This is a genomic window from Clostridium sp. CTA-6 (genome assembly GCF_054768115.1).
In genome coordinates this window covers 1-23,873 of sequence record NZ_BAAAAU010000020.1, presented here as the reverse complement: position 1 = coordinate 23,873, position 23,873 = coordinate 1, and the positions used below count along the sequence as shown (strand labels likewise).

General features: G+C 32.0%; 23 protein-coding genes, 1 tRNA gene and 1 other annotated feature. All 24 genes read left to right on the top strand.

Features of this window, described 5'->3' with window-relative positions; translation table 11 throughout:
* Nucleotides 1–19 precede the first annotated feature (19 nt).
* Entirely contained in the window at nucleotides 20–1,657 is a 1,638-nt protein-coding gene (locus ACYUDJ_RS21030; RefSeq protein WP_003482888.1) for a YbaK/EbsC family protein, read from the top strand.
* A 71-nt stretch (nucleotides 1,658–1,728) separates the two neighbouring features.
* Nucleotides 1,729–2,946 carry a threonine ammonia-lyase gene (ilvA, locus tag ACYUDJ_RS21025; RefSeq protein ID WP_003482889.1) on the top strand — a complete coding sequence of 406 codons (1,218 nt, stop codon included), beginning with the start codon at nucleotides 1,729–1,731 and terminating at the stop codon, nucleotides 2,944–2,946.
* A 28-nt stretch (nucleotides 2,947–2,974) separates the two neighbouring features.
* Nucleotides 2,975–4,372 (top strand): cysteine--tRNA ligase, encoded by a 1,398-nt coding sequence (cysS, locus tag ACYUDJ_RS21020; protein WP_003482892.1) that lies wholly within the window; start codon nucleotides 2,975–2,977, stop codon nucleotides 4,370–4,372.
* A 48-nt stretch (nucleotides 4,373–4,420) separates the two neighbouring features.
* Entirely contained in the window at nucleotides 4,421–4,861 is a 441-nt protein-coding gene (locus ACYUDJ_RS21015; RefSeq protein WP_003482894.1) for a Mini-ribonuclease 3, read from the top strand.
* On the top strand, nucleotides 4,851–5,603 hold the full coding sequence (thyX, locus tag ACYUDJ_RS21010) for an FAD-dependent thymidylate synthase (RefSeq protein WP_003482895.1): 753 nt from the start codon (nucleotides 4,851–4,853) through the stop codon (nucleotides 5,601–5,603). Before ACYUDJ_RS21015 ends, thyX begins: the two co-directional genes overlap by 11 nt.
* 2 nt (nucleotides 5,604–5,605) lie before the next feature.
* Nucleotides 5,606–6,379 carry a 23S rRNA (guanosine(2251)-2'-O)-methyltransferase RlmB gene (gene rlmB, locus ACYUDJ_RS21005; protein WP_003482898.1) on the top strand — a complete coding sequence of 258 codons (774 nt, stop codon included), beginning with the start codon at nucleotides 5,606–5,608 and terminating at the stop codon, nucleotides 6,377–6,379.
* Nucleotides 6,380–6,381: 2 nt separating this feature from the next.
* A complete protein-coding gene (locus tag ACYUDJ_RS21000) occupies nucleotides 6,382–6,891 on the top strand; it encodes an NYN domain-containing protein (RefSeq protein ID WP_003482899.1) in 510 nt (169 codons plus the stop codon).
* A gap of 73 nt (nucleotides 6,892–6,964) precedes the next feature.
* Nucleotides 6,965–7,606: an RNA polymerase sporulation sigma factor SigH gene (gene sigH / locus ACYUDJ_RS20995; RefSeq protein WP_003357363.1), complete on the top strand. Its 642-nt coding sequence runs from the start codon at nucleotides 6,965–6,967 to the stop codon at nucleotides 7,604–7,606.
* Nucleotides 7,607–7,670: 64 nt separating this feature from the next.
* A tRNA-Gly gene (locus ACYUDJ_RS20990) sits at nucleotides 7,671–7,745 on the top strand.
* Nucleotides 7,746–7,845: 100 nt separating this feature from the next.
* The gene (gene tuf / locus ACYUDJ_RS20985; RefSeq protein WP_460290025.1) at nucleotides 7,846–9,039 is read left to right on the top strand and encodes an elongation factor Tu; all 1,194 of its coding nucleotides are present in this window, start codon (nucleotides 7,846–7,848) and stop codon (nucleotides 9,037–9,039) included.
* A gap of 200 nt (nucleotides 9,040–9,239) precedes the next feature.
* Nucleotides 9,240–9,389: a 50S ribosomal protein L33 gene (gene rpmG / locus ACYUDJ_RS20980; RefSeq protein WP_003482903.1), complete on the top strand. Its 150-nt coding sequence runs from the start codon at nucleotides 9,240–9,242 to the stop codon at nucleotides 9,387–9,389.
* Between the two features lie 49 nt (nucleotides 9,390–9,438).
* Nucleotides 9,439–9,666 (top strand): preprotein translocase subunit SecE, encoded by a 228-nt coding sequence (gene secE, locus ACYUDJ_RS20975; RefSeq protein ID WP_003482905.1) that lies wholly within the window; start codon nucleotides 9,439–9,441, stop codon nucleotides 9,664–9,666.
* A 46-nt stretch (nucleotides 9,667–9,712) separates the two neighbouring features.
* Nucleotides 9,713–10,237, top strand: a complete 525-nt coding sequence (gene nusG / locus ACYUDJ_RS20970) for a transcription termination/antitermination protein NusG (RefSeq protein ID WP_003482907.1) — start codon at nucleotides 9,713–9,715, stop codon at nucleotides 10,235–10,237.
* 70 nt (nucleotides 10,238–10,307) lie between these two features.
* Complete coding sequence (gene rplK / locus ACYUDJ_RS20965) at nucleotides 10,308–10,733, top strand: 50S ribosomal protein L11 (RefSeq protein ID WP_003482908.1); 426 nt, start codon at nucleotides 10,308–10,310, stop codon at nucleotides 10,731–10,733.
* A gap of 56 nt (nucleotides 10,734–10,789) precedes the next feature.
* Nucleotides 10,790–11,479 carry a 50S ribosomal protein L1 gene (gene rplA / locus ACYUDJ_RS20960; protein ID WP_003482909.1) on the top strand — a complete coding sequence of 230 codons (690 nt, stop codon included), beginning with the start codon at nucleotides 10,790–10,792 and terminating at the stop codon, nucleotides 11,477–11,479.
* Between the two features lie 42 nt (nucleotides 11,480–11,521).
* Nucleotides 11,522–11,651 (top strand) — a sequence feature (ribosomal protein L10 leader region).
* A gap of 30 nt (nucleotides 11,652–11,681) precedes the next feature.
* Complete coding sequence (rplJ, locus tag ACYUDJ_RS20955; protein ID WP_003482912.1) at nucleotides 11,682–12,182, top strand: 50S ribosomal protein L10; 501 nt, start codon at nucleotides 11,682–11,684, stop codon at nucleotides 12,180–12,182.
* A gap of 47 nt (nucleotides 12,183–12,229) precedes the next feature.
* The gene (rplL, locus tag ACYUDJ_RS20950) at nucleotides 12,230–12,601 is read left to right on the top strand and encodes a 50S ribosomal protein L7/L12 (RefSeq protein ID WP_003482913.1); all 372 of its coding nucleotides are present in this window, start codon (nucleotides 12,230–12,232) and stop codon (nucleotides 12,599–12,601) included.
* 263 nt (nucleotides 12,602–12,864) lie between these two features.
* On the top strand, nucleotides 12,865–16,575 hold the full coding sequence (gene rpoB / locus ACYUDJ_RS20945) for a DNA-directed RNA polymerase subunit beta (protein ID WP_003482915.1): 3,711 nt from the start codon (nucleotides 12,865–12,867) through the stop codon (nucleotides 16,573–16,575).
* A gap of 20 nt (nucleotides 16,576–16,595) precedes the next feature.
* Nucleotides 16,596–20,132 carry a DNA-directed RNA polymerase subunit beta' gene (gene rpoC, locus ACYUDJ_RS20940; protein WP_003482916.1) on the top strand — a complete coding sequence of 1,179 codons (3,537 nt, stop codon included), beginning with the start codon at nucleotides 16,596–16,598 and terminating at the stop codon, nucleotides 20,130–20,132.
* 124 nt (nucleotides 20,133–20,256) lie between these two features.
* The gene (locus tag ACYUDJ_RS20935) at nucleotides 20,257–20,496 is read left to right on the top strand and encodes a ribosomal L7Ae/L30e/S12e/Gadd45 family protein (protein ID WP_003402985.1); all 240 of its coding nucleotides are present in this window, start codon (nucleotides 20,257–20,259) and stop codon (nucleotides 20,494–20,496) included.
* A gap of 75 nt (nucleotides 20,497–20,571) precedes the next feature.
* Nucleotides 20,572–20,949 carry a 30S ribosomal protein S12 gene (rpsL, locus tag ACYUDJ_RS20930; protein ID WP_003357676.1) on the top strand — a complete coding sequence of 126 codons (378 nt, stop codon included), beginning with the start codon at nucleotides 20,572–20,574 and terminating at the stop codon, nucleotides 20,947–20,949.
* Between the two features lie 160 nt (nucleotides 20,950–21,109).
* A complete protein-coding gene (gene rpsG, locus ACYUDJ_RS20925) occupies nucleotides 21,110–21,580 on the top strand; it encodes a 30S ribosomal protein S7 (RefSeq protein WP_003357613.1) in 471 nt (156 codons plus the stop codon).
* A gap of 72 nt (nucleotides 21,581–21,652) precedes the next feature.
* The gene (fusA, locus tag ACYUDJ_RS20920) at nucleotides 21,653–23,722 is read left to right on the top strand and encodes an elongation factor G (RefSeq protein ID WP_072585910.1); all 2,070 of its coding nucleotides are present in this window, start codon (nucleotides 21,653–21,655) and stop codon (nucleotides 23,720–23,722) included.
* Nucleotides 23,723–23,761: 39 nt separating this feature from the next.
* On the top strand, nucleotides 23,762–23,873 hold a 112-nt coding region (locus ACYUDJ_RS20915), incomplete at its 3' end, for a GTP-binding protein (protein WP_163195617.1).

The following is a 23,873-nucleotide window of genomic DNA, read 5'->3' as shown; positions in this document are numbered from 1 at the left end:
AATAATTTAGGGGGAAGTTATGAGATTATCAAAAACATTAGTGCATAGTTTAAGAGAGTATCCAGCAGATCTGGATATGGATAGTCAAAAATTATTATTAAAAGGAGGATTAATAACTAAAGTAGACAGTGGACTATATGCATTTACACCTTTAGGATATAGTTTTTTAGAAAACATTCAAAAGATAATTGAGGATAATTCAAAAAAAAATGGCGGCTTTCAAATATCCATACCGTATATAAAGGATTTCCAAGATGTAAGTAAAAAAAATAATGAGTTTATATTAGATTCTAATGAGGAGAACTTAAGATTTATAAACTTTTTAAAAAATAATGTAACGTCTTATAAGCAATTGCCTTTGTTTTTTTATGAAAACAATACAGAGATTAATTATAAAGGAAAAAATAATTTAGGAATTATGTGTGGAAAACAAGTATTAAAAGAGCATTTTTATATGATGTTAGATGAAGAAAATAATAAATTTAATAAAGAAGAATTAATAAAACTTTATAAAGACATTTTTAAAATCATGAATTTACAATACCATATAGTAGAGGATGAACTAGATGGAACCATAAAATTTATCATATATGATAACATAGGAGATTCACATATAGTTGAGTGTAAAAGCTGTAATTATGGTAATGAAATCAATAGAGCTTTATCTATACCAGATTATAATATAGAAAAGGATTTAAAAGAATTAAATAAAATAGAAACACCTGATATAAAAACTATGGAGGAGCTAGGCGAATTTTTTAAGGTGCCTTATAGAAAGCTTACAAAAACAATAATATATAAGTGTAATAATGCTTCTATTGTTGCAGTTATGGTAAGAGGTGATAGGGATATAGATGAATTTAAGGTTATTAAAAATTTAGGCAATATAGGAAATTTAGAATTAGCAGGAGAAGATATAGTTAAACAGGCTACAAATGCAGAGATAGGTTTTGCTGGCCCAATTAATTTAAAAGTTGATAATATATTGGTAGATGAAGAAATAACTAAAATGAATAATTTTATGGTAGGTGCAAATGAAACAGGGTATCATTATGAAAATGTTAATTATGGAAGAGATTTTAAAGGAATAGTTGGAGAATTTAGAAAGATACATAAAGATAGTAGATGTATCCTATGTGGTAATAAATTGGAAATTAATGAGGGCTTTGTTATAGGGGAAATCAAAAAAATAGAAGAAAACTTAATAAAAAATGAATGCGCTACATTCATTGATAATAAAGGAAAGAGTAAGCCATTTACAATTTATAAAGGTTTTATGGACATATATAAAATTATTTCCTGGGCAATAGAACAAAATAAAGATGAATTAGGGATTGTGTGGCCTATGGAAGCATCAGCATTTAAAATTATAGTAACTATAGCTAATGAAAAGGATGAACAACAGTTTAAAGTAGCGGAAGAAATTTATAGCAACCTAGTTAATAGTGGAATAAGCACAATTTTAGATGATAGAAAAGAAAGAGCAGGAGTAAAATTTAAAGATGCGGATTTATGGGGAATACCTATTAGAATAACTGTTGGTAAAAATATAAAAGAAAATAATGTAGAAATAAAATTAAGAAATTTAAAAGAGAAGAAAGAAATCCCAATAGATCAATTACAAGAAAGTATTAAAAGTTTATTGGGTATGGCTTAATAGATTGAATAAAAATATTATATGGTTTATTATAAAAATATAATTTAGAATGGGATGGGAGATAGATGATCATGGAGTTAAATTTAGATACAATAAAAAAAGCTCAAAATAATATAAAAACAGTAGTTAGAAAAACACCTTTATTTTATTCAAGTACTTTTTCTAAAAAAACGGGATATGAAGTATATTTAAAATGTGAAAACAAACAAAAGACTGGAGCTTTTAAATTAAGAGGTGCATATAACAAGATAGTTTCATTAACTGAGGAAGAAAAGGAAAAGGGTGTTATTGCATCCTCTGCAGGAAATCATGCTCAAGGAGTTGCTTATGCAGCTACAGCTTTTGGAATAAAATCTACTATAGCTATGCCTAAAACTGCTCCTCAAGCTAAGGTCATGGCAACAAAAGGATATGGAGCAGAGGTTGTCCAGCACGGGGAAGTTTATGATGAATGTTATGAAAAAGCATTAGAAATACAAAAGGCTACAGGAGCTACTTTTGTACACCCTTTTAATGATATACATGTTATGGCAGGTCAAGGCACAATAGCTTTAGAAATATTAGAAGAAATAGAGGATATAGATGCTATAATAGTTCCAATAGGAGGAGGAGGACTAATATCAGGAATAGCTGTAGCGGCTAAATCCATAAAACCAGATATAAAAATTATAGGAGTTCAATCAGCTATTATAGCCTCTACAAAGGCATCTTTAGAAAAAGATGAAATTGTAACTTTGCCAGGAGCTAAGTCTTTAGCAGATGGTATTTCAGTAAAGACTCCAGGAGATATTGCTTTTAAATATATTAGAGAATATGTAGATGAAGTAGTTACGGTTACAGAGGATGAAATAGCCTATGGAATTTTTGAACTTATTGAGAAAACAAAAGTTATTGCAGAGGGTGCAGGAGCATCAACCGTTGCAGCTTTATTAGCTAATAAGATTAATATTAAAGGTAAAAAAGTTGTGGCTTTAATAAGTGGTGGTAATATAGATATAGCTATGATATCTAAAATAATAGATAGACAGCTTATAATGCTTAAGAGAAGAATAAGATTTAAGGTAGAATTACAGGACAAAATAGGAGAGTTCGAGGATGTTATTTCAAATATTGTTTCTACGGGAGCCAATATAGTTAAGGCTAGACAGGATACTAATTGGAGTGAAAAAGGGTTAGAATATGCAAATGTAATATTTGAAGTAGAAGTTCAGAGTAAAGAACAAGGAGATAAATTATTGAAACAACTTAGTGAAAAAGGGTATAATATACAAACAAATATATGTATGTAATAAATTTAGCAAAATAGGAGGTAAATAGATGAAGGTTTACAATACTTTAACTAATAAAAAAGAAGAGTTTGTTACGTTAGTACCAGGAGAAGTAAAAATGTATGTTTGTGGTCCTACGGTATATAATTTTTTCCATATAGGAAATGCTAGAACCTTTGTAGTCTTTGATAGTATAAGAAGATATTTAGAATATAGGGGTTATAAAGTGAAATTTATTCAAAATTTTACTGATATAGATGATAAGATGATAAAAAAAGCTAATGAAGAAGGAATAACGGTAAAAGAATTAGGCGATAGATTCATAAAAGAATATTATAAAGATGCAGATGACTTAAATATTGAAAGAGCAACTAAAAATCCAAGAGCAACTGAATTTATGGACGAAATAATAAGATTTGTAAGTGATCTAATAGAAAAAGGATATGCTTATGAAATAGATGGAGACGTATATTTTAGTACTAAAAGATTTGGCGATTATGGTAAATTATCAGGACAAAATTTAGAAGAATTACAATTAGGATCAAGAATAAATGTGGATGAAAGAAAAAAAGATCCTATGGACTTTGCTATATGGAAAAGCCAAAAGCCAGGAGAACCTGCTTGGGAAAGTCCTTGGGGAATGGGAAGACCAGGTTGGCATATAGAATGCTCATGTATGGCTTATAATTTGTTAGGAGAAACAATAGATATACATGCAGGAGGATCAGATTTATCATTTCCACATCATGAAAATGAAATAGCTCAAAGTGAGGCAAGAACAGGAAAACAATTTGCAAAGTATTGGTTACATTCAGCTTTTGTTAATGTGAATAATCAAAAGATGTCTAAATCATTAAATAATTTCTTTACAGCAAGAGAAATATTAGAAAAATATGATGCAGATGTTTTAAGAATGTTTATGTTATCAGGACATTATAGAACTCAAATAAACTTTAGTATGGAGTTATTAGATTCAACTAAAGCAGCTTTAGATAGATTATATAATTCTATAAATAATTTAGAAAATTTATTAGATGAAGTAAAAAATGAAGAATTAAGAGATGAAGAATTAGAATACAAGAATGAATTACAAAAATATAAAGAAAAATATATAGAAAAAATGGATGATGATTTTAATACAGCAGATGCTATATCTGTAATATTTGATTTAATAAGAGATGTTAATACAAATGTTACTATAGAATCATCAAAAGAACTAGTTAAATATACATTAGATTTAATAAGAGAATTAGGGAACCCTTTAGGAATATTACAAGAATCAACTAAGGCTAGTTTAGAAGAAGAGATTGAAAAGCTTATAGAAGAAAGACAAAAAGCTAGAAAAGAAAAAAATTGGGCATTAGCAGACAAAATTAGAGATAATTTGAAGGAAAGAGGCATTGTTTTAGAAGATACACCACAGGGAGTAAGATGGAAGCAAATATAAGATATAAGTACTAGTGGATTAATAAAAATAGAATGAGTGGAGAGTAATATGGATTTTAGTTTATTTCAAAATAAGTTTACTATTAAGGATGGGAAAACATTAAATCCTCTAGTACTTGCATTCATAGGAGATGCAGTATATGAGGTTTTTATAAGAACATTTCTTGTAGATAATAATAGAGAGTTAAATGTGCATAAACTACATGTGAATGCTATAAAATATGTAAAGGCTCATGGACAGAGTGATTGTATAAAAGATATAATGGGAGATTTAAATGAAGATGAGCTTTATATATTTAAAAGAGGAAGAAATGCTAAATCAGGAACGGTGCCTAAAAATGCTGATGTTCAAGAATATAGATTTGCAACGGGTTTTGAAGCCCTTATAGGTTTTTTATATATAACAGATCAACAGGAAAGATTAAATTATTTATTAAATAATATAGTTACTTTAAATGGAAAAAAAGGAGCACTTGATAATGAAAGTTAAATTATTAGAATATACACCAAATGCAGAAAAATTAATAGCTTCCGCAGCAAAATTATGTTATAGTTCATCTGGAATTGAAGATTTACAAAATAATTTAGATAAAGAAAAAGTGGATAAATTTTTAAATATGTTAATGTCCTATGGACATGAATCACCAATAGAACATGTTTCTTTTACTTTTGGTATAGAGGGAGTATCAAGAAGTTTAACACATCAACTTGTGAGGCATAGAATAGGTTCTTATTCACAACAAAGCCAAAGGTATGTTAGGTTAGATCAATTTGAATATGTTATTCCACCTTCTGTAGAAAAGGATGAAGAAGCGAAAAAAATATATATAGAAACTATGAAAAATTGCCAGAAGTCCTATGATAATATTGCAAGCATTTTAAAAGAAAAATATATTAATGATGGATTAAGGGCTATGGATGCAGAAAAAAAGGCTATAGAAGATGCAAGGTATGTATTTCCAAATGCTTGTACAAGTAAAATTATAGTTACAATGAATGCCAGAAGTTTAATGAATTTCTTTAGACATAGATGCTGCAATAGGGCACAATGGGAAATAAGAGAACTAGCTGAAATTATGTTGTTTGAAGTTAAAGAGGTTGCACCAACATTATTTAAATATTGTGGACCAGGTTGTGTAAATGGACCTTGTCCAGAGGGAAAAATGTCCTGTGGTAAAATAAAAGAAGTTAGAGAAAAATATAATGTGAAATTACACAAGGAGAGTAAGTAATAATGAAAAACAGAGTTGGTCAACAGGAAGAAATAAGGGAAGATATAATAGAAGGCAGAAATGCAGTAATAGAAGCATTAAAGTCAAATAAAACTATAGAAAAGGTAATGGTAGCAAAGGGAGATTTAGAAGGATCTATCAAAATTATAATATCTTTAGCTAAGGAAAAAGGAATAGTGATAAATGAAGTTGATAGAAAAAAACTTGATTCTATATCTCAAACAAGAGCCCATCAGGGAGTTATAGCTTTTACAACTCCATATCAATATTGTGCAGTAGAAGATATTATAAGATATGCAAAACAGAAAGAAGAAGAGCCTTTTATAGTAATATTAGATGAAATAGAAGATCCACACAATTTTGGATCTATATTAAGAACCGCAGAAGTTTGTGGGGTACATGGTGTCATAATACCTAAAAGAAGAAATGTAGGAGTTACTCCTACTGTTTATAAAACATCTGCTGGAGCTGTAGAATACATGAAAATAAGTAAGGTTACTAATATAAATAATGTTATAGATAAACTTAAGGAAAAGGGTATATGGATATATGGGGCGGATATGTGTGGAAATGACTATTGCTTTGATGTAAGCTTATCTGGACCTATAGCATTAGTTATAGGAAGTGAAGGAAGAGGGATATCAAAGCTAACTAAAAGCAAATGTGATGTTTTAGTTAAAATTCCAATGCTCGGAAATATAACATCTCTTAATGCCTCTGTTGCTGGAGGAATGCTAATGTATGAAATATTAAAACAAAGAATGAAGAGTAAATAATTATGAAATATATATTTGTAGATGCTTATAATGTCATAAATAGTTGGAAAGAGTTAAAAAAAATAAAGGACTATAATTTAGAAATGTCAAGAGAGCAACTATTAGATATATTAAACAATTATGCTTCATATAATCAATATCGTATTTATGTGGTTTTTGATGCACATCAGACGGAAGGTGCAGAAAATATAGAGAAAATAAATAACAATTTAATAGTAGTGTTTACAAAAGAAGGGGAAACTGCAGATAGTTTTATTGAAAGATCTATAAATGATTTAGGTAGAAAGATAGATGTATCTGTAGTAACATCAGATTCATTAGAACAACAATTAATATTTCAAAGAGGGGCTACCAGGATATCTTCATTAGAGTTTTATTCACAGGTCAAAGAAACAGAGAAGAATATAAAAGAAAGGATAAAAAAAGAATTTTCTAAAAAAGGGAATAGACTTGGAGAAATATTGCAAGAAGATTTATTAGAAAAATTGGAAAAAATAAGAAGAAGCACGTAATTTACCTTGACGTTGTTATTAACACTAATGTATAATCAAATATGTGGTTATATTTATTTTGGGGGGGGATACCTTGGATAGAAAGGTTCAAATTAATAGTAAAACTTCCTCCTTTGAAGGATGTGTAGATGAGGAAATAGTTATGGAAGCCAAAGCAGGAAATTCTAGAGCACAAGAATATATAATTGGCAAGTATGAGAATTTTGTTAAAGCTAAGGCAAAATCTTATTTTTTAATAGGAGCAGATAAAGAAGATATATATCAAGAAGGTATGATAGGTCTATATAAAGCTATAAGAGACTTTAAACCGGATAAATTATCTTCCTTTAAAGCCTTTGCTGAGCTGTGTGTTACTAGACAAATTATAACGGCTATAAAAACAGCAACTAGACAAAAACACATTCCGCTTAACACATATGTTTCTTTAAATAAGCCAATATATGATGAGGAGTCAGATAGAACCTTATTGGATATTTTATCAGAAGCTAAAGTGGCTAATCCAGAGGAATTAATTATAAGTAGAGAAGAACTAAAGCATATACAAAATGAGATAGGCGAAGTATTATCAGATCTTGAAATGGAAGTTTTAATGTCTTATTTAGATGGAAAATCTTATCAAGAAATTGCCTGCGATTTAGATAGGCATGCTAAGTCTATAGACAATGCACTACAAAGAGTAAAAAGAAAATTAGAAAAATGCTTAAATAATAAATGATTTTACATATTGACAATAAAAACCGATTTTACTATAATTAATAATTGGTATATGATTATTTTGAGCGAGAGTAGTTCAGTGGTAGAACACTAGCTTCCCAAGCTAGTTGCCGCGGGTTCGATCCCCGTTTCTCGCTCCAAGTTTTAATATTAAAGTTGCCCATGTAGCTCAGTCGGCAGAGCGTCACCTTGGTAAGGTGGAGGAATAAATATATAAACACAAAAAAGGAGGAAATAAAAATGGCAAAAGCAAAATTTGAAAGAAGCAAGCCTCATGTAAACATAGGAACAATAGGTCACGTAGACCACGGTAAGACAACATTAACAGCAGCTATTACAACAGTATTAGCACAAAAGGGAGGAGCTTCAGCAACAAAGTATGACGAAATAGATAAAGCTCCAGAAGAAAAAGAAAGAGGAATCACAATAAATACATCACACGTAGAGTATGAAACAGCAAACAGACACTACGCACAYGTAGACTGCCCAGGACAYGCRGACTATGTAAAGAACATGATAACAGGAGCAGCACAAATGGATGGAGCGATCTTAGTTGTATCAGCAGCAGAYGGTCCAATGCCACAAACAAGAGAACACATACTACTAGCATCAAGAGTTGGAGTACAATATATAGTAGTATTCTTAAATAAAGCTGACCAAGTAGATGATCCAGAAYTAATMGAATTAGTTGAAATGGAAGTAAGAGAATTACTAAATGAATATGGATTCCCAGGAGATGATACTCCAATAGTAGTAGGATCAGCATTAGAAGTATTAGAAAACCAAGAYAATGCAGAAAAAACAAAATGCATAGATGAATTAATGGAAGCAATAGATAGCTATATACCAACACCAGAAAGAGCAACAGATCAACCATTCTTAATGCCAGTAGAAGACGTATTTACAATWACAGGAAGAGGAACAGTTGCAACAGGAAGAGTTGAAAGAGGARTTCTACATACWGGAGAYGAAGTAGAATTAATMGGAATGAAAGAAGAAGTATCAAAGACAGTATGTACAGGAATAGAAATGTTCAGAAAAATACTTGATGAAGCAATGGCAGGAGACAACATAGGAGCACTATTAAGAGGTGTTCAAAGAGACGACATCCAAAGAGGTCAAGTATTAGCAAAACCAGGTTCAGTAACACCACACAAAAAATTCGTAGGTCAAGTATACGTACTAAAGAAAGAAGAAGGTGGAAGACATACACCATTCTTTAACGGATACAGACCACAATTCTACTTCAGAACAACAGACGTTACAGGATCAATCAACTTACCAGAAGGAGTAGAAATGGTAATGCCTGGAGACCATATAGATATGGCAGTAGAATTAATCACACCAGTAGCAATGCACGAAAACTTAAGATTCGCTATCAGAGAAGGTGGAAGAACAGTAGGTTCAGGAGTTGTTACAACAATATCTGAATAATTTGAAATTATAGGGACTGGGTTTCTAGACCTAGTCCTTTTAAGAGTTATGAATATGTAAAAATATGGTGTATGTTCCATAGTATAAAATATTAAATTCGTTGACATATACCGTTAGTTATGATAAAGTGAGTAAGTGATGCAAAAAATAAAAAGAAGTAGAACCTACACATATAGGTTATGTACTAGGAGGTGTAGATCATGAGAGTAAAAGTAACACTAGCTTGTACAGAGTGCAAACAAAGAAATTATAATACAATGAAAAACAAGAAAAATGATCCAGATAGATTAGAAATGAACAAATACTGCCCACATTGCCATAAACATACAGCTCATAAGGAAACAAAATAATCTGTTTCGGATTTGATGTCCTTTATAATTTTTTAAGGATGTGAGTGAGATGGCCACAAGTAAAACTACAAATAATATCGCGTCAGCTAAGAAAAAAGGTTTGTCAGGTTTTTTTAAGGATTTAAAGTTTGAATTTAAAAGAATAACATGGGCTCCTAAAAAAGATGTAAAAAAAGCTACCGAAACTGTATTGGTGTTTTGCTTTGTTTATATGATTATTGTTGGAGTATTCGATTATGGATTCAACAACCTATTCAAGCTAATATTTAAGCTGTAGAAGTGAATAAAAGGAGGGAAATAGGGATATCCTAATCCCTGAAATTATGTCAGAAGAAAAAGCGAAATGGTATGTGGTTCATACATATTCAGGATATGAAAATAAAGTTAAAGTTAATCTTCAGAAAACTGTAGATAACAGAGATTTGCATCATTGGATTCTTGATATACAAGTTCCTATGGAAGAACAGGTTGAAGTTAAAGATGGTAAAAAGAAGATAACATTAAAGAAAACTTTTCCAGGGTATGTATTAGTTAAAATGTTAATGACAGATGATTCATGGTACATAGTTAGAAATACTAGAGGGGTAACAGGATTTGTAGGTCCAGGATCTAAACCAGTGCCTCTTACAGAAGAAGAAGTATTGTCTATGGGAATAAAAGAAAAACAACCAGAGGTAGATGTTGAGGTTGGAGAAAATGTTAAGGTAGTATCAGGACCTTTAGAAGGATTCCCAGCGACTATACAGGAAATCAATGTAGAAAAAGGCAAAATAAAAGCTTTAGTTAATATGTTTGGCAGGGAAACCCCTGTTGAACTTGATTTTAATCAGATAGAAAAACTTGATTAGCTATTAAGACAATTGTTTTAATTAGTGGGAGGATTTTAATCCGTATAACCACATATAGGAGGTGTAAAATATGGCTAAAAAAGTAGTAGGAATGATAAAACTTCAACTTCCAGCAGGAAAGGCAAGTCCAGCACCACCAGTAGGTCCAGCTTTAGGACAACACGGTGTTAACATTATGGGATTCTGTAAAGAATTTAATGCTAAAACTGCTAACCAAGCAGGATTAATAATTCCTGTAGTTATTACTGTATATCAGGACAGATCTTTTAGTTTTATACTAAAGACTCCACCAGCAGCTGTATTATTAAAGAAAGCAGCTGGAATAGACAGTGGATCTGGTGTTCCTAATAAAACTAAAGTAGCTAAGGTTACAAAAGACCAAGTTAGGGAAATAGCAGAAACAAAAATGCCTGATTTAAATGCAGGATCTATAGAAACAGCTATGAGTATGATAGCTGGAACAGCTAGAAGCATGGGCATAACTGTAGAAGAATAATAACTACTAAAATAGTGGGAGGTATATACCGTTAATACCACAAAGGAGGAATTAGAATGGGAAAAAAATACACTGAAAGTGTAAAATTAGTTGATAAAAACACATTATATACAGTTCAAGAAGCGATAGAGCTTGTTACAAAAACATCAAAAGCTAAATTTGATGAAACTGTAGAATTAGCTGTTAGACTTGGAGTAGATCCAAGACATGCAGACCAACAAGTTAGAGGAGCTGTTGTACTTCCTCATGGAACTGGTAAGAAAGTTAGAGTTTTAGTTTTTGCTAAAGGTGATAAAGTTAATGAAGCACAAGAAGCAGGAGCTGACTTTGTTGGAGCAGAAGAATTAGTAGAAAAAATACAAAAAGAAAACTGGTTTGATTTTGACGTAGTTGTTGCTACACCAGATATGATGGGAGTAGTAGGAAGATTAGGAAGAGTATTAGGACCTAAAGGCTTAATGCCAAATCCAAAATCAGGTACAGTAACATTTGATGTTGCTAAAGCTATAGCAGATATCAAAGCAGGTAAAGTTGAATATAGAGTAGATAAAACTGCTATAATTCACGTTCCAATAGGAAAATCTTCTTTTGGAGAAGGAAAATTATCAGATAACTTCCATGTATTAATGGAAGCTGTTGTAAAGGCTAAGCCAGCAGCAGCAAAAGGACAATATATAAAATCAGTTGCTATATCAAGTACTATGGGACCAGGAATAAAAATTAACCCAGGTAAAGTATTAGAATAATATTGACAAAACAATGGTTTGTTGATATACTGATTGAAGTTGTAAAAATGAAATATATCTCCGTAGACAGTGGGTGTTTTACATAATTAGTGAAAGCTAAACCTACCTAGGAGTCCGATATAAAGTATATTCGGTCTCTCTGTCTTACGGAGAGACCTTTATTATTATAAATCACGGTAAACTGTGAGGAGGTGGACACACAGTGGGAAAGAATAGACAAATAAAAGAAGCTAAAGTTAAAGAAATACAAGAGAAAATGGAGAAAGCTCAAGCTATAGTATTTGTTAAATATCAAGGTTTAACTGTTGAAGAAGATACTATGTTAAGAAAAGAGTTAAGAGAAGCAGGTGTTGAATATAAAGTTTATAAAAATACTTTATCAACTATAGCTGCTAAAAATTTAGGCTACGGAAGTTGCGTAGATTTATTAGAAGGACCTGTTTCAGTAGCTTTTGGCTATGATGATGTAACAGCTCCAGCTAGAGTTCTTAATGATTTCGCTAAGAAAAATAAGAACCTAGAATTAAAAGGTGGAATAATAGATGGAGAATTATATGATGTAGATAAAATTAAAAAAATCGCATCAATACCATCAAAAGATATTCTTATCGCAAAACTACTTGGAAGTTTCAAAGCTCCAGTATCAAACTTTGCATATTTAATTAATGCTATTAAAGATAAGAAAGAATCAGAAGAAGCTTAAAATAAACTAAAAGAAAATTAGAAAGAAATTTTGGAGGTGCCTAAATAATGAAAAAAGAAGAAATCATTCAAGCTATAAAAGAAATGACTGTTTTAGAATTAAACGAATTAGTAGAAGCATGTGAAGAAGAATTTGGAGTAAGCGCAGCTGCACCAGTAGCTGTAGCAGGAGCAGGAGCTGCTGCAGGAGCAGGAGCTGCTGAAGAAAAAACTGAATTTGACGTAGTATTAGCTGAGGCGGGTTCAGAAAAAATCAAAGTTATCAAAGCTGTAAGAGAAGTAACAGGATTAGGATTAAAAGAAGCTAAAGCTTTAGTTGATGGAGCTCCTAAAACATTAAAAGAAGCTACATCTAAAGAAGATGGAGAAGCTATAAAAGCTAAGTTAGAAGAAGTTGGAGCAAAAGTAGAATTAAAATAGTTTTACTCTACATAGAGGGGTACTAAAGTAAGTACCCCTTTTTTAGTATACTTATAAGTATTGACAAAGCTTAAGCAATATGATAATATAATGAATTGCATTGATTATGTATAAATACAAACAAATATGAATGAATTGTATTAATTGTATTTATATGGTTATACTAATTTGATAATAATGTGTGAAATCCAAAAACACAATATTAAATTAAATTTTAAAAGGGTGTTTTTGGTTATTTTAGTTTATACAAGGGGTGAAATTATATGGTACATCCTGTCCAAGTTGGCAAAAGGACTCGTATGAGCTTTTCTAGGCTTAAAGAGGTTGGGCAAATGCCAAATCTTATAGAAGTTCAGTTAGACTCATATGATTGGTTTTTAAAAGAAGGGTTACAAGAAGTTTTTGACGATATTAACCCGATTCAAGATTATACAGGTAATCTAAATTTAGAATTTGTAGGCTACAAACTAGATTTAGATAGTATTAAATACTCTGTTGAAGAGTGCAAAGAAAGAGATTCTACTTATGCAGCGCCATTAAAAGTAAAAGTTAGACTTCTAAATAAGGAAACTGGTGAAATAAAAGAACAAGAAGTTTTTATGGGAGATTTCCCTTTAATGACAGAACAAGGAACTTTTATAATAAACGGTGCAGAAAGAGTTATAGTAAGCCAATTAGTTAGATCACCAGGTGTTTATTATGACATGACTGTAGATAAAACAGGAAGCAAATTATTCTCAGCTACAGTTATACCTAACAGAGGTGCATGGCTAGAATATGAAACAGATTCAAATAACATAATATATGTAAGAATTGACAAAACACGAAAATTACCAATTACTATATTAGCAAGAGCATTGGGTTATGGAACAGATGCTGAAATAATAGAATTTTTCGGAGAAGATGAAAGATTAAAAGCCACAATAGAAAAAGATAATACAAAGACTAGAGAAGAAGCTTTACTTGAAATATATAAAAGATTAAGACCAGGTGAACCACCTACTGTGGATAGTGCAGAATCTTTAATTGAATCTTTATTCTTCGATGCTAAAAGATATGATTTATCAAGAGTTGGAAGATATAAATTTAATAAGAAATTAGCAATCCATCTAAGAATAACAAATCAAATTGCAGATCAAGATATAGTTAATCCACAAACAGGAGAAATCTTAGTACAAAAAGGTGAAAAAATAGATAAAGATAAGGCTATTGAAATACAGAACTGTGGTATTAACGAAGTATATATAAAAATAGATGATAAGTCATTTAAAGTAATTGGCAATCACTTTGTAGACATACATAGTTTGGTTTCATTTGATATAAGTGATTTAAATATTAAAGAATATGTATTCTATCCTGTTTTAAAAGAAATACTAGATAATTATGCTGATGAAGAAAGTATAAAAGAAGAAATAAGAAAGAATATATATAGATTAATTCCTAAACATATTATAAGAGAAGATATATATGCTACCATAAATTATGAATTAGGATTAAGTTATGATATTGGTTATAAAGACGATATAGATCATTTAGGAAATAGAAGATTAAGATCAGTAGGAGAATTATTACAAAATCAATTTAGAATTGGTTTATCTAGAATGGAAAGAGTTGTTAAAGAAAGAATGACAATTCAAGATCAAGAAGTAATAACTCCTCAAGCTCTAATAAATATTAGACCTGTAGCAGCGTCCATTAAAGAATTTTTTGGTAGTTCACAATTATCACAATTTATGGATCAAACAAACCCTCTATCAGAATTAACACATAAAAGAAGGTTATCAGCTTTAGGACCAGGAGGACTTTCAAGAGAAAGGGCCGGTTTTGAAGTAAGAGACGTTCACCATTCACATTATGGAAGAATGTGTCCTATAGAAACTCCAGAAGGACCAAACATAGGGCTTATAAATTCTTTAGCTACTTTTGCTAAGGTTAATGAATATGGATTTATAGAAACACCATATAGAAGAATAGATCCTAAAAATAAAAGGGCTACAAATGACATAGTATATATGACAGCAGATGAAGAAGATTTATATGTAATAGCTAGATCAGATGAGCCAATTGATGAAAAGGGATATTTTTTAGATGATAAAGTTACAGTTAGAGCTAAAGAAGAAGTTTTAGTTGTTCCAGTTAGCGAAGTTGAGTATATGGATATATCACCAAGACAATTGGTTTCTGTTGCAACTGCAATGATACCATTCCTTGAAAATGATGATGCCAGCCGTGCACTTATGGGATCAAACATGCAACGTCAAGCAGTACCACTATTAAAGCCACAGGCTCCAATAGTTGGAACAGGTATAGAATATAAAGCTGCAACGGATTCAGGGGTTCTTCCAAAGGCTAAAAATGCAGGGACAGTAGTATATGTTTCAGCAGATGAAATAAGAGTAAGAAGAGATAGCGATGGAGGAATAGATAAATATAAATTATTAAAATTCAAAAGATCTAACCAAGGAACATGCATAAATCAAAGACCGATTGTTTCTAAAGGTGAAGTAGTAGCTAAGGAAACTCTATTAGCAGATGGACCTTCTACAGATCTTGGAGAAATAGCCCTTGGTAAAAATATTCTTATGGGCTTTATAACATGGGAAGGATACAATTACGAAGATGCCATGTTAATTTCAGAGCAATTAGTAAAAGAAGATGTGTTTACATCTATACACATAGAAGAATATGAAGCAGAAGCTAGGGATACAAAACTAGGACCAGAAGAGATAACAAGAGATATACCTAATGTAGGAGAAGAAGCGCTTAAAGATATAGATGAAAGAGGCATCATTAGAATTGGTGCTGAAGTTAGATCTGGAGATATATTAGTAGGTAAAGTTACTCCAAAGGGAGAAACTGAACTAACAGCTGAAGAAAGATTACTTCGTGCTATATTTGGAGAAAAAGCAAGAGAAGTTAGAGATACATCACTTAGAGTTCCACATGGAGAAGCAGGAATTATAGTTGATGTTAAAATATTTACAAGAGAAAATGGTGATGAATTACCACCAGGAGTTAATAAATTAGTTAGATGCTATATAGCTCAAAAGAGAAAAATATCTGTGGGAGATAAGATGGCAGGAAGACATGGTAATAAAGGGGTTATCTCTAGAGTTTTACCAGAAGAAGATATGCCATTCTTACCAGATGGAAGACCACTTCAAATATGCTTAAATCCTTTAGGGGTACCATCACGTATGAATATAGGTCAGGTATTAGAAGTACATTTAGGGTTAGCTGCTAGTAAATTAGGCTGGCATATAGCTACACCGGTTTTCGACGGGGCAATAGAATCTGATATAGTAGATTGTTTAAGAAAAGCTGGTTATTCTGAGGATGGAAAAACTGTTTTATATGATGGAAGAACAGGAGAACCATTTGATAATAGAGTAACAGTAGGATATATGTATATTTTAAAACTAGCTCATTTAGTTGATGATAAAATACATGCTAGATCTACAGGCCCATACTCACTAGTAACTCAACAACCTCTTGGAGGTAAAGCTCAGTTTGGAGGACAAAGATTTGGTGAGATGGAAGTTTGGGCTTTAGAAGCTTATGGAGCGGCCCATACCCTTCAAGAAATATTAACAGTTAAATCAGATGATGTAGTTGGAAGAGTTAAGACTTATGAAGCTATAGTAAAGGGAGAAAATATTCCAGAACCTGGAGTTCCTGAATCTTTCAAAGTTTTAATAAAAGAATTACAAGCATTATGTTTAGATGTTAAGGTATTGAATGATGATAATCAGGAAATAAAATTAAAGGAATCTGTGGATGAAGATGCAGACGAATTAGAAGTAAATATAGAAGGTACAGAAAATCAACCAGAAGAGAAAGAAGAAAAAGAAGAAGAAAAAGGAAAAGAAGATAGTGATGAATATGATGACTTAAGAGAAGAGGACGTAGAACCAGATTTAGAAGAGTTATCATTAGATGACTTAGATTTAGATGATTTTGGTGATGAACATTAATTTGAAGGGAGGATATACCCTTGTTTGAGTTAAATAATTTTGATGCTTTACAAATAGGTTTAGCTTCACCAGAAAAGATAAGAGAGTGGTCAAGAGGTGAAGTTAAAAAGCCAGAGACTATAAATTATAGAACACTAAAACCAGAAAGAGATGGTTTGTTCTGTGAAAGAATTTTTGGTCCTATGAAGGATTGGGAATGCCATTGTGGTAAATATAAAAGAATAAGATATAAGGGCATAGTTTGTGATAGATGCGGAGTAGAGGTTACTAAGGCCAAAGTAAGACGTGAGAGAATGGGGCATATAGAACTTGCTGCCCCTGTATCTCATATATGGTATTTCAAAGGGATTCCATCAAGAATGGGATTAATATTAGATATGTCTCCAAGAGCTTTAGAAAAAGTTTTATACTTTGCTTCGTATGTAGTATTAGATCCAAAAGAAACACCTCTTTTAAAGAAACAATTATTAAATGAAAAAGAGTATAGGGAATCTATAGACAAATATGGAGATGACAGCTTTGTCGCAGCAATGGGTGCAGAAGCTGTAAAGACTCTTTTAGACGAAATAGATTTAGAACAATCATCTATTGAACTTAAAGAAGAGTTAAAAACAAGTACAGGACAAAAGAAAATAAGAATAATAAGAAGGTTAGAGGTAGTAGAATCCTTTAGAAAATCAGGAAATAGACCTGATTGGATGGTTATAGATGTTATACCAGTAATTCCACCTGATTTAAGACCAATGGTTCAATTAGATGGAGGAAGATTCGCTACATCTGATTTAAATGATTTGTATAGAAGAGTTATAAATAGAAATAACAGATTAAAAAAATTGTTAGACTTAGGAGCTCCAGACATAATTGTAAGAAATGAAAAAAGAATGCTTCAAGAAGCAGTGGATGCTCTAATAGATAATGGTAGAAGAGGGAGACCAGTAACAGGACCAGGAAATAGACCTCTTAAATCATTATCAGATATGTTAAAGGGTAAACAAGGTAGATTTAGACAAAACTTACTAGGAAAGCGTGTTGACTATTCAGGCCGTTCAGTTATAGTTGTAGGACCAGAATTGAAAATGTACCAATGTGGTTTACCAAAAGAAATGGCTCTTGAATTATTTAAACCATTTGTTATGAAAAAACTTGTTCAAAATGGGTTAGCACATAACATAAAAAGCGCTAAGAGAATGGTAGAAAGAGTTCAACCTCAAGTTTGGGATGTATTAGAAGAAGTTATTTCTGATCATCCAGTATTATTAAACCGTGCCCCTACTCTTCACAGATTAGGAATTCAAGCTTTTCAACCTGTATTAGTAGAAGGAAGAGCAATTAAACTTCATCCACTTGTATGTACAGCTTATAATGCAGACTTCGATGGAGACCAAATGGCTGTTCACGTACCTTTATCAGTTGAAGCTCAAGCAGAGGCAAGATTCCTAATGCTAGCAGCACATAATATATTAAAACCATCTGATGGTAAACCAGTGTCTGTACCTACACAAGATATGGTTTTAGGTTCTTATTACTTAACAATGGATAAAGATGGAGTAAAAGGTGAAGGAAAAGTATTTTCTTGTCCAGAAGAAGTACTTATGGCATATCAATGCAAAGCGGTTGATATACATGCTAAAATAAAAGTAAGATTAAAGAAAGTTATAGACGGAGAAACTATTGAAGGAATAATAGAAACAACGCCAGGAAAAATTATATTTAATGAATCTATACCACAGGATTTAGGATATATTGATAGAACAATACCTGAAAACAAATTAAAATTAGAAGTAGATTTTCTTGTATCTAAAAAGACATTAGGTGGGATAATTACCAAATGTTATATGAAACATGGTGCAACAAAAACTTCTATAATGTTAGATAAAATTAAAGCAAAAGGATATCATTATTCTACTATAGGAGCTATTACTATTTCTACTTCAGATATGGTAGTGCCAGAGTCTAAGAGAGAACTACTTGAAAATACAGAAAAACAAGTAGAAAAAATACAAAAAATGTATCGTAGAGGGTTTATATCTGAAGAAGAAAGATATGAAAAAGTTATTGACCTTTGGACTAAAACAACAGAGGATGTAGCTAATGCTCTTATGGAAAGTTTGGATAGTTTTAATCCTATATATATGATGGCTGATTCAGGAGCCAGAGGTTCTAAAAGTCAGATAAAGCAATTAGCAGGTATGAGAGGGCTTATGGCTAATCCATCAGGTAAAATTCTAGAGTTACCAATCAAAGCTTCTTTTAGGGAAGGTCTAGATGTGTTAGAGTATTTTATATCAACGCACGGTGCTAGAAAAGGTAACGCAGATACAGCTTTAAAAACAGCTGACTCAGGATATTTAACTAGAAGACTTGTTGACGTTTCACAGGATGTTATAGTAAGGCAAGAAGATTGTGGAACAGAAGAAGGATATGAAGTATCTGAAATAAAAGAAGGAAATGAAGTAATAGAGCCTTTAGTTGAAAGATTATCAGGCAGATATCCTTCAGAAGATATTATTCATCCTACAACAGGAGAAGTAATAGTAAAAAGAAACACATATATGAATGAAGATATAGCTAAGAAGGTATCAGATGCAGGAATTAAAAAAGTTAAAATAAGATCTGTATTTACTTGTAAATCAAAACATGGTGTTTGTGCTAGATGTTATGGTATGAATATGGGTACTTCACAAAAAATTCATATAGGTGAAGCAGTTGGTATTGTTGCTGCTCAAAGTATAGGAGAACCGGGAACCCAGCTTACAATGAGAACATTCCATACAGGTGGTGTTGCTGGAGCTGATATAACTCAAGGTCTTCCAAGGGTTGAAGAGCTTTTTGAAGCTAGAAAGCCTAAAGGATTGGCTATTGTAAGTGAAGTATCAGGAACAGTAAAAATGGAAGAAACTAAGAAAAAAAGAACAATAATAGTTGTAACTGATGACGGTGAAGAAGTTTCTTATGATATTCCATTTGGTTCTAGAATAAAAGTTAAAAATGGAGATATTATATCAGCAGGAGATGAAATAACAGAAGGTTCAATAAATCCACATGATATTTTAAGAATAAAAGGTGTTGACGGAGTTAAAAATTATCTTTTATCAGAAGTTCAAAAAGTTTATAGACTACAAGGTGTTGATATAAACGATAAACATCTTGAAGTAGTTATAAGACAAATGACAAGAAAAATAAAAATTGAAGATTCAGGAGATACTGAATTATTACCTGGAACAATGATAGATGTTTTTGATTTTGAAGAAGCCAATAGAGAAATATTAGAAAAAGGTGGAGAACCAGCAGTGGGTAGAATAGCTTTATTAGGAATAACAAAAGCTGCACTAGCTACAGATTCATTCCTTTCGGCTGCATCATTCCAAGAAACTACAAGAGTTCTTACAGATGCTGCTATCAAAGGAAAAATTGATCCATTGTTAGGCCTAAAAGAAAATGTAATTATTGGTAAACTAATACCTGCAGGTACAGGTATGACAAGGTATAGATCTATTCAAATAAATACTGATGATGAAAATATTGAAGAAGATTCCATGGATTCAATAGAAGTATAGTATATATAAATTTATTGACATTGTACTTTCAAAATGATAAAATACACCTGTTATATGTTTTAATATAGGAAGCAAAGTTAATACTTTGTTTCCTTATTAATGGAATTTAGGGAGGAAGTCAACGATGATTGACAGACTTAAAGGCAATAAAGTTGTAGGGGTTAAACAAACAGTTAAGGCTTTGAAAAACAATACTGTTAAAGCTTTGTATGTATCTAAGGATGCGGATGAAAGTTTAATAAAACCACTTATAGAATTAGCTGAAGAGAATTCCATAGATATAATAAAGGTTGATACAATGAAAGAATTGGGACGACTTTGTGGTATTGATGTAAGTGCTGCCACAGCGGCGTTACTGAAATAAACATTAGCTAATAAGTAGCCAATTTGGCATATTTATAGAATAATTTATTTATCTAATTATGAAGGAGGTGCACGTATGCCAACAATTAGCCAATTAGTAAGAAAAGGCAGAAAGACAATAGCATCAGCATCAGACTCACCAGCATTAAAAGAATGCCCACAAAAAAGAGGAGTTTGTACAGTAGTAAAAACAACAACTCCTAAAAAACCTAACTCAGCCTTAAGAAAAGTTGCTAGGATTAGACTTACAAATGGATATGAAGTTACAGCTTACATACCAGGAGTAGGCCACAACTTACAAGAGCACAGTGTTGTTCTTATAAGAGGTGGAAGAGTTAAGGACTTACCAGGTGTAAGATACCATATCGTAAGAGGGGCATTAGATGCAGCTGGAGTAGCTAACAGAATGCAATCCAGATCAAAATATGGTGCTAAAAAACCAAAGCAAAAATAGTACGCAGTATTTGATGTAATTTTTTAGAATGATAGTGCTATGTCTTCGGCGTTTATATAGATATATAGTTTATATTAATTTGCAGAAGTTCAGAGCGCTTTACGGCTAGGTTATGTCGAGTACCTATGAACTTAAACTTAATGTTAAGGAGGGAAGAAAAGTGCCAAGAAAAGGACATATAGCAAAGAGAGATGTATTACCAGATCCATTATATAACAGTAAGGTTGTTACAAAATTAATAAACAGCATAATGTTAGATGGTAAAAGAGGAGTAGCACAAAAAATATGCTACGATGCTTTTGAAATAATAGCAGAAAAATCAGGTAAGGATGCAATGGAAGTTTTTGAAACTGCCATGAACAACATAATGCCTTTACTTGAAGTAAAAGCAAGAAGAATAGGTGGAGCTACATATCAAGTTCCAATCGAAGTTAGACCAGAAAGAAGACAGACTTTAGGAATTAGATGGATGCTAATTGCCGCTAGAAAAAGAGGCGAAAGAAGCATGAGAGAAAGGCTAGCAGGAGAATTGTTAGACGCATCTAATAATACTGGAGCAGCTGTTAAGAAAAGAGAAGACACACACAAAATGGCAGAAGCAAACAAAGCTTTCGCACATTACAGATACTAATACAAAACTGTTTTGGCTGTGCCAAAACAGTTTTGTCAAATTTGAATTTCGAAACGATGGGAGGAAAAGCAATTGGCGAACAAAGAATATCCATTGGCAAAATTTCGTAATATCGGAATTATGGCCCATATAGATGCAGGAAAAACTACAGCAACAGAACGTATATTATTCTATACAGGAAAAACTCATAAAATAGGTGAAACTCATGAGGGTGCAGCTACAATGGACTGGATGGAACAAGAACAAGAAAGAGGTATAACAATTACATCTGCAGCAACAACTTGTTTTTGGAAAGACCATCAAGTAAATATAATAGATACACCAGGACACGTAGATTTTACAGTTGAAGTTGAAAGATCTTTAAGAGTATTAGACGGTGCAGTAACAATATTAGATGCTAAAAGTGGTGTTGAACCACAAACAGAAACAGTGTGGAGACAGGCGGATAACTATAAAGTACCAAGAATGGTATTTATAAATAAAATGGATAAATTAGGGGCAGACTTCTTAATGTCTGTAGGAACGCTAAGAGAAAGATTACATGCAAATGCAGTGCCACTTCAATTACCAATAGGTGCAGAAGATTCATTTTCTGGAATTATAGATCTTGTAAAAAATGATGCTATTATTTACAAAGATGATTTAGGAACTGTAATGGATGAAACAGAAATTCCAGAAGATATGAAAGAAATGGCTGAAGAATACAGAACAATGTTATTAGAGGCTGTTGCAGAAGTAGATGAAGACATAATGATGAAATACTTAGAAGGTGAAGAGATTTCTGTAGAAGAAATAAAAGTAGCTTTAAGAAAAGGTGTTTTAGCAAACAAAATAGTACCAGTTCTTTGTGGATCAGCTTATAAAAATAAAGGTGTTCAATTATTATTAGATGCTATAATTGAATTCATGCCTTCACCATTAGATATAGAAGACGTTAAAGGAACAGAACCTACAACAGGTGAAGAAATGACAAGACCAGCAGATGCAAAAGCTCCACTAGCAGCATTAGCATTTAAAATAGCCACAGATCCATTCATTGGTAAGTTAGCATTTACTAGAATTTACTCTGGTACAATGAAGAGTGGTACATATGTATTTAACTCTAACAAGGGTAAGAGAGAAAGAATAGGAAGATTAGTAAAAATGCATGCTAATCACAGAGAAGACGTTGAAGAATTAAAGGCTGGAGAATTAGGAGCTATAGTTGGTCTTAAAGATACAACTACAGGAGATACACTTTGTGATGATGCAAACCCAATTATACTTGAAAATATGGAATTCCCAGAACCAGTTATAGATGTATCAATAGAACCAAAAACAAAAGCTGGTCAAGAAAAGATGGGAATAGCTTTAGCAAAACTTGCAGAAGAAGATCCAACATTTAGAACATATACAAACCAAGAAACAGGTCAAACAATTATAGCTGGTATGGGAGAACTTCACCTTGAAATAATTGTTGATAGACTTATAAGGGAATTTAAAGTTGAATGTAATGTAGGTCAACCACAAGTTGCTTATAAAGAAACTATCAAAAAGCATGTTAAAGCTGAAGGTAAGTTTATAAGACAATCAGGTGGACGTGGACAATACGGACATTGTTGGATTGAAATGATGCCAACTGAAGGAGAATATGAATTCCAAAATGCTGTTGTTGGTGGATCAATACCAAAAGAATACATTCCAGCAATTGACAATGGTATTCAAGAAGCTTCACAAAGCGGTATAATTGCAGGATATCCTGTTATTAACTTTAAAGTTAAATTATTTGATGGATCATACCATGATGTTGACTCATCAGAAATGGCCTTCAAAATTGCAGGTTCTATGGCATTTAAGAATGCTATGTCAAAAGCAGACGCTGTATTATTAGAACCTTCAATGAAAGTTGAAGTAGTTGTACCAGAAGAATATATGGGTGATGTAATAGGTGACATCAACTCAAGAAGAGGTAGAATAGAAGGAATGACTCCAAGAGCAGGTGCAGAAGTAATAAGAGCCTTCGTACCACTTTCAGAAATGTTTGGATATGCTACTACATTAAGATCTAAGACTCAAGGTAGAGGAAATTATGTAATGCAATTTGATCATTATGAAGAAGTTCCAAAGAGCATTCAAGATAAAGTAATTGGAGAAAGAAAATAATATAATAAATATATAAACACAAAAAAGGAGGAAATAAAAATGGCAAAAGCAAAATTTGAAAGAAGCAAGCCTCATGTAAACATAGGAACAATAGGTCACGTAGACCACGGTAAGACAACATTAACAGCAGCTATTACAACAGTATTAGCAC

What these genes read in the sequence shown, in the direction of transcription:
- ACYUDJ_RS21030 (WP_003482888.1), top strand. Translation starts at nt 20, where the DNA reads ATGAGATTATCAAAAACATTAGTGCATAGTTTAAGAGAGTATCCAGCA.
- ilvA (WP_003482889.1), top strand. Translation starts at nt 1,729, where the DNA reads ATGGAGTTAAATTTAGATACAATAAAAAAAGCTCAAAATAATATAAAA.
- cysS (WP_003482892.1), top strand. Translation starts at nt 2,975, where the DNA reads ATGAAGGTTTACAATACTTTAACTAATAAAAAAGAAGAGTTTGTTACG.
- ACYUDJ_RS21015 (WP_003482894.1), top strand. Translation starts at nt 4,421, where the DNA reads ATGGATTTTAGTTTATTTCAAAATAAGTTTACTATTAAGGATGGGAAA.
- thyX (WP_003482895.1), top strand. Translation starts at nt 4,851, where the DNA reads ATGAAAGTTAAATTATTAGAATATACACCAAATGCAGAAAAATTAATA.
- rlmB (WP_003482898.1), top strand. Translation starts at nt 5,606, where the DNA reads ATGAAAAACAGAGTTGGTCAACAGGAAGAAATAAGGGAAGATATAATA.
- ACYUDJ_RS21000 (WP_003482899.1), top strand. Translation starts at nt 6,382, where the DNA reads ATGAAATATATATTTGTAGATGCTTATAATGTCATAAATAGTTGGAAA.
- rpmG (WP_003482903.1), top strand. Translation starts at nt 9,240, where the DNA reads ATGAGAGTAAAAGTAACACTAGCTTGTACAGAGTGCAAACAAAGAAAT.
- secE (WP_003482905.1), top strand. Translation starts at nt 9,439, where the DNA reads ATGGCCACAAGTAAAACTACAAATAATATCGCGTCAGCTAAGAAAAAA.
- nusG (WP_003482907.1), top strand. Translation starts at nt 9,713, where the DNA reads ATGTCAGAAGAAAAAGCGAAATGGTATGTGGTTCATACATATTCAGGA.
- rplK (WP_003482908.1), top strand. Translation starts at nt 10,308, where the DNA reads ATGGCTAAAAAAGTAGTAGGAATGATAAAACTTCAACTTCCAGCAGGA.
- rplA (WP_003482909.1), top strand. Translation starts at nt 10,790, where the DNA reads ATGGGAAAAAAATACACTGAAAGTGTAAAATTAGTTGATAAAAACACA.
- rplL (WP_003482913.1), top strand. Translation starts at nt 12,230, where the DNA reads ATGAAAAAAGAAGAAATCATTCAAGCTATAAAAGAAATGACTGTTTTA.
- rpoB (WP_003482915.1), top strand. Translation starts at nt 12,865, where the DNA reads ATGGTACATCCTGTCCAAGTTGGCAAAAGGACTCGTATGAGCTTTTCT.
- ACYUDJ_RS20935 (WP_003402985.1), top strand. Translation starts at nt 20,257, where the DNA reads ATGATTGACAGACTTAAAGGCAATAAAGTTGTAGGGGTTAAACAAACA.
- rpsL (WP_003357676.1), top strand. Translation starts at nt 20,572, where the DNA reads ATGCCAACAATTAGCCAATTAGTAAGAAAAGGCAGAAAGACAATAGCA.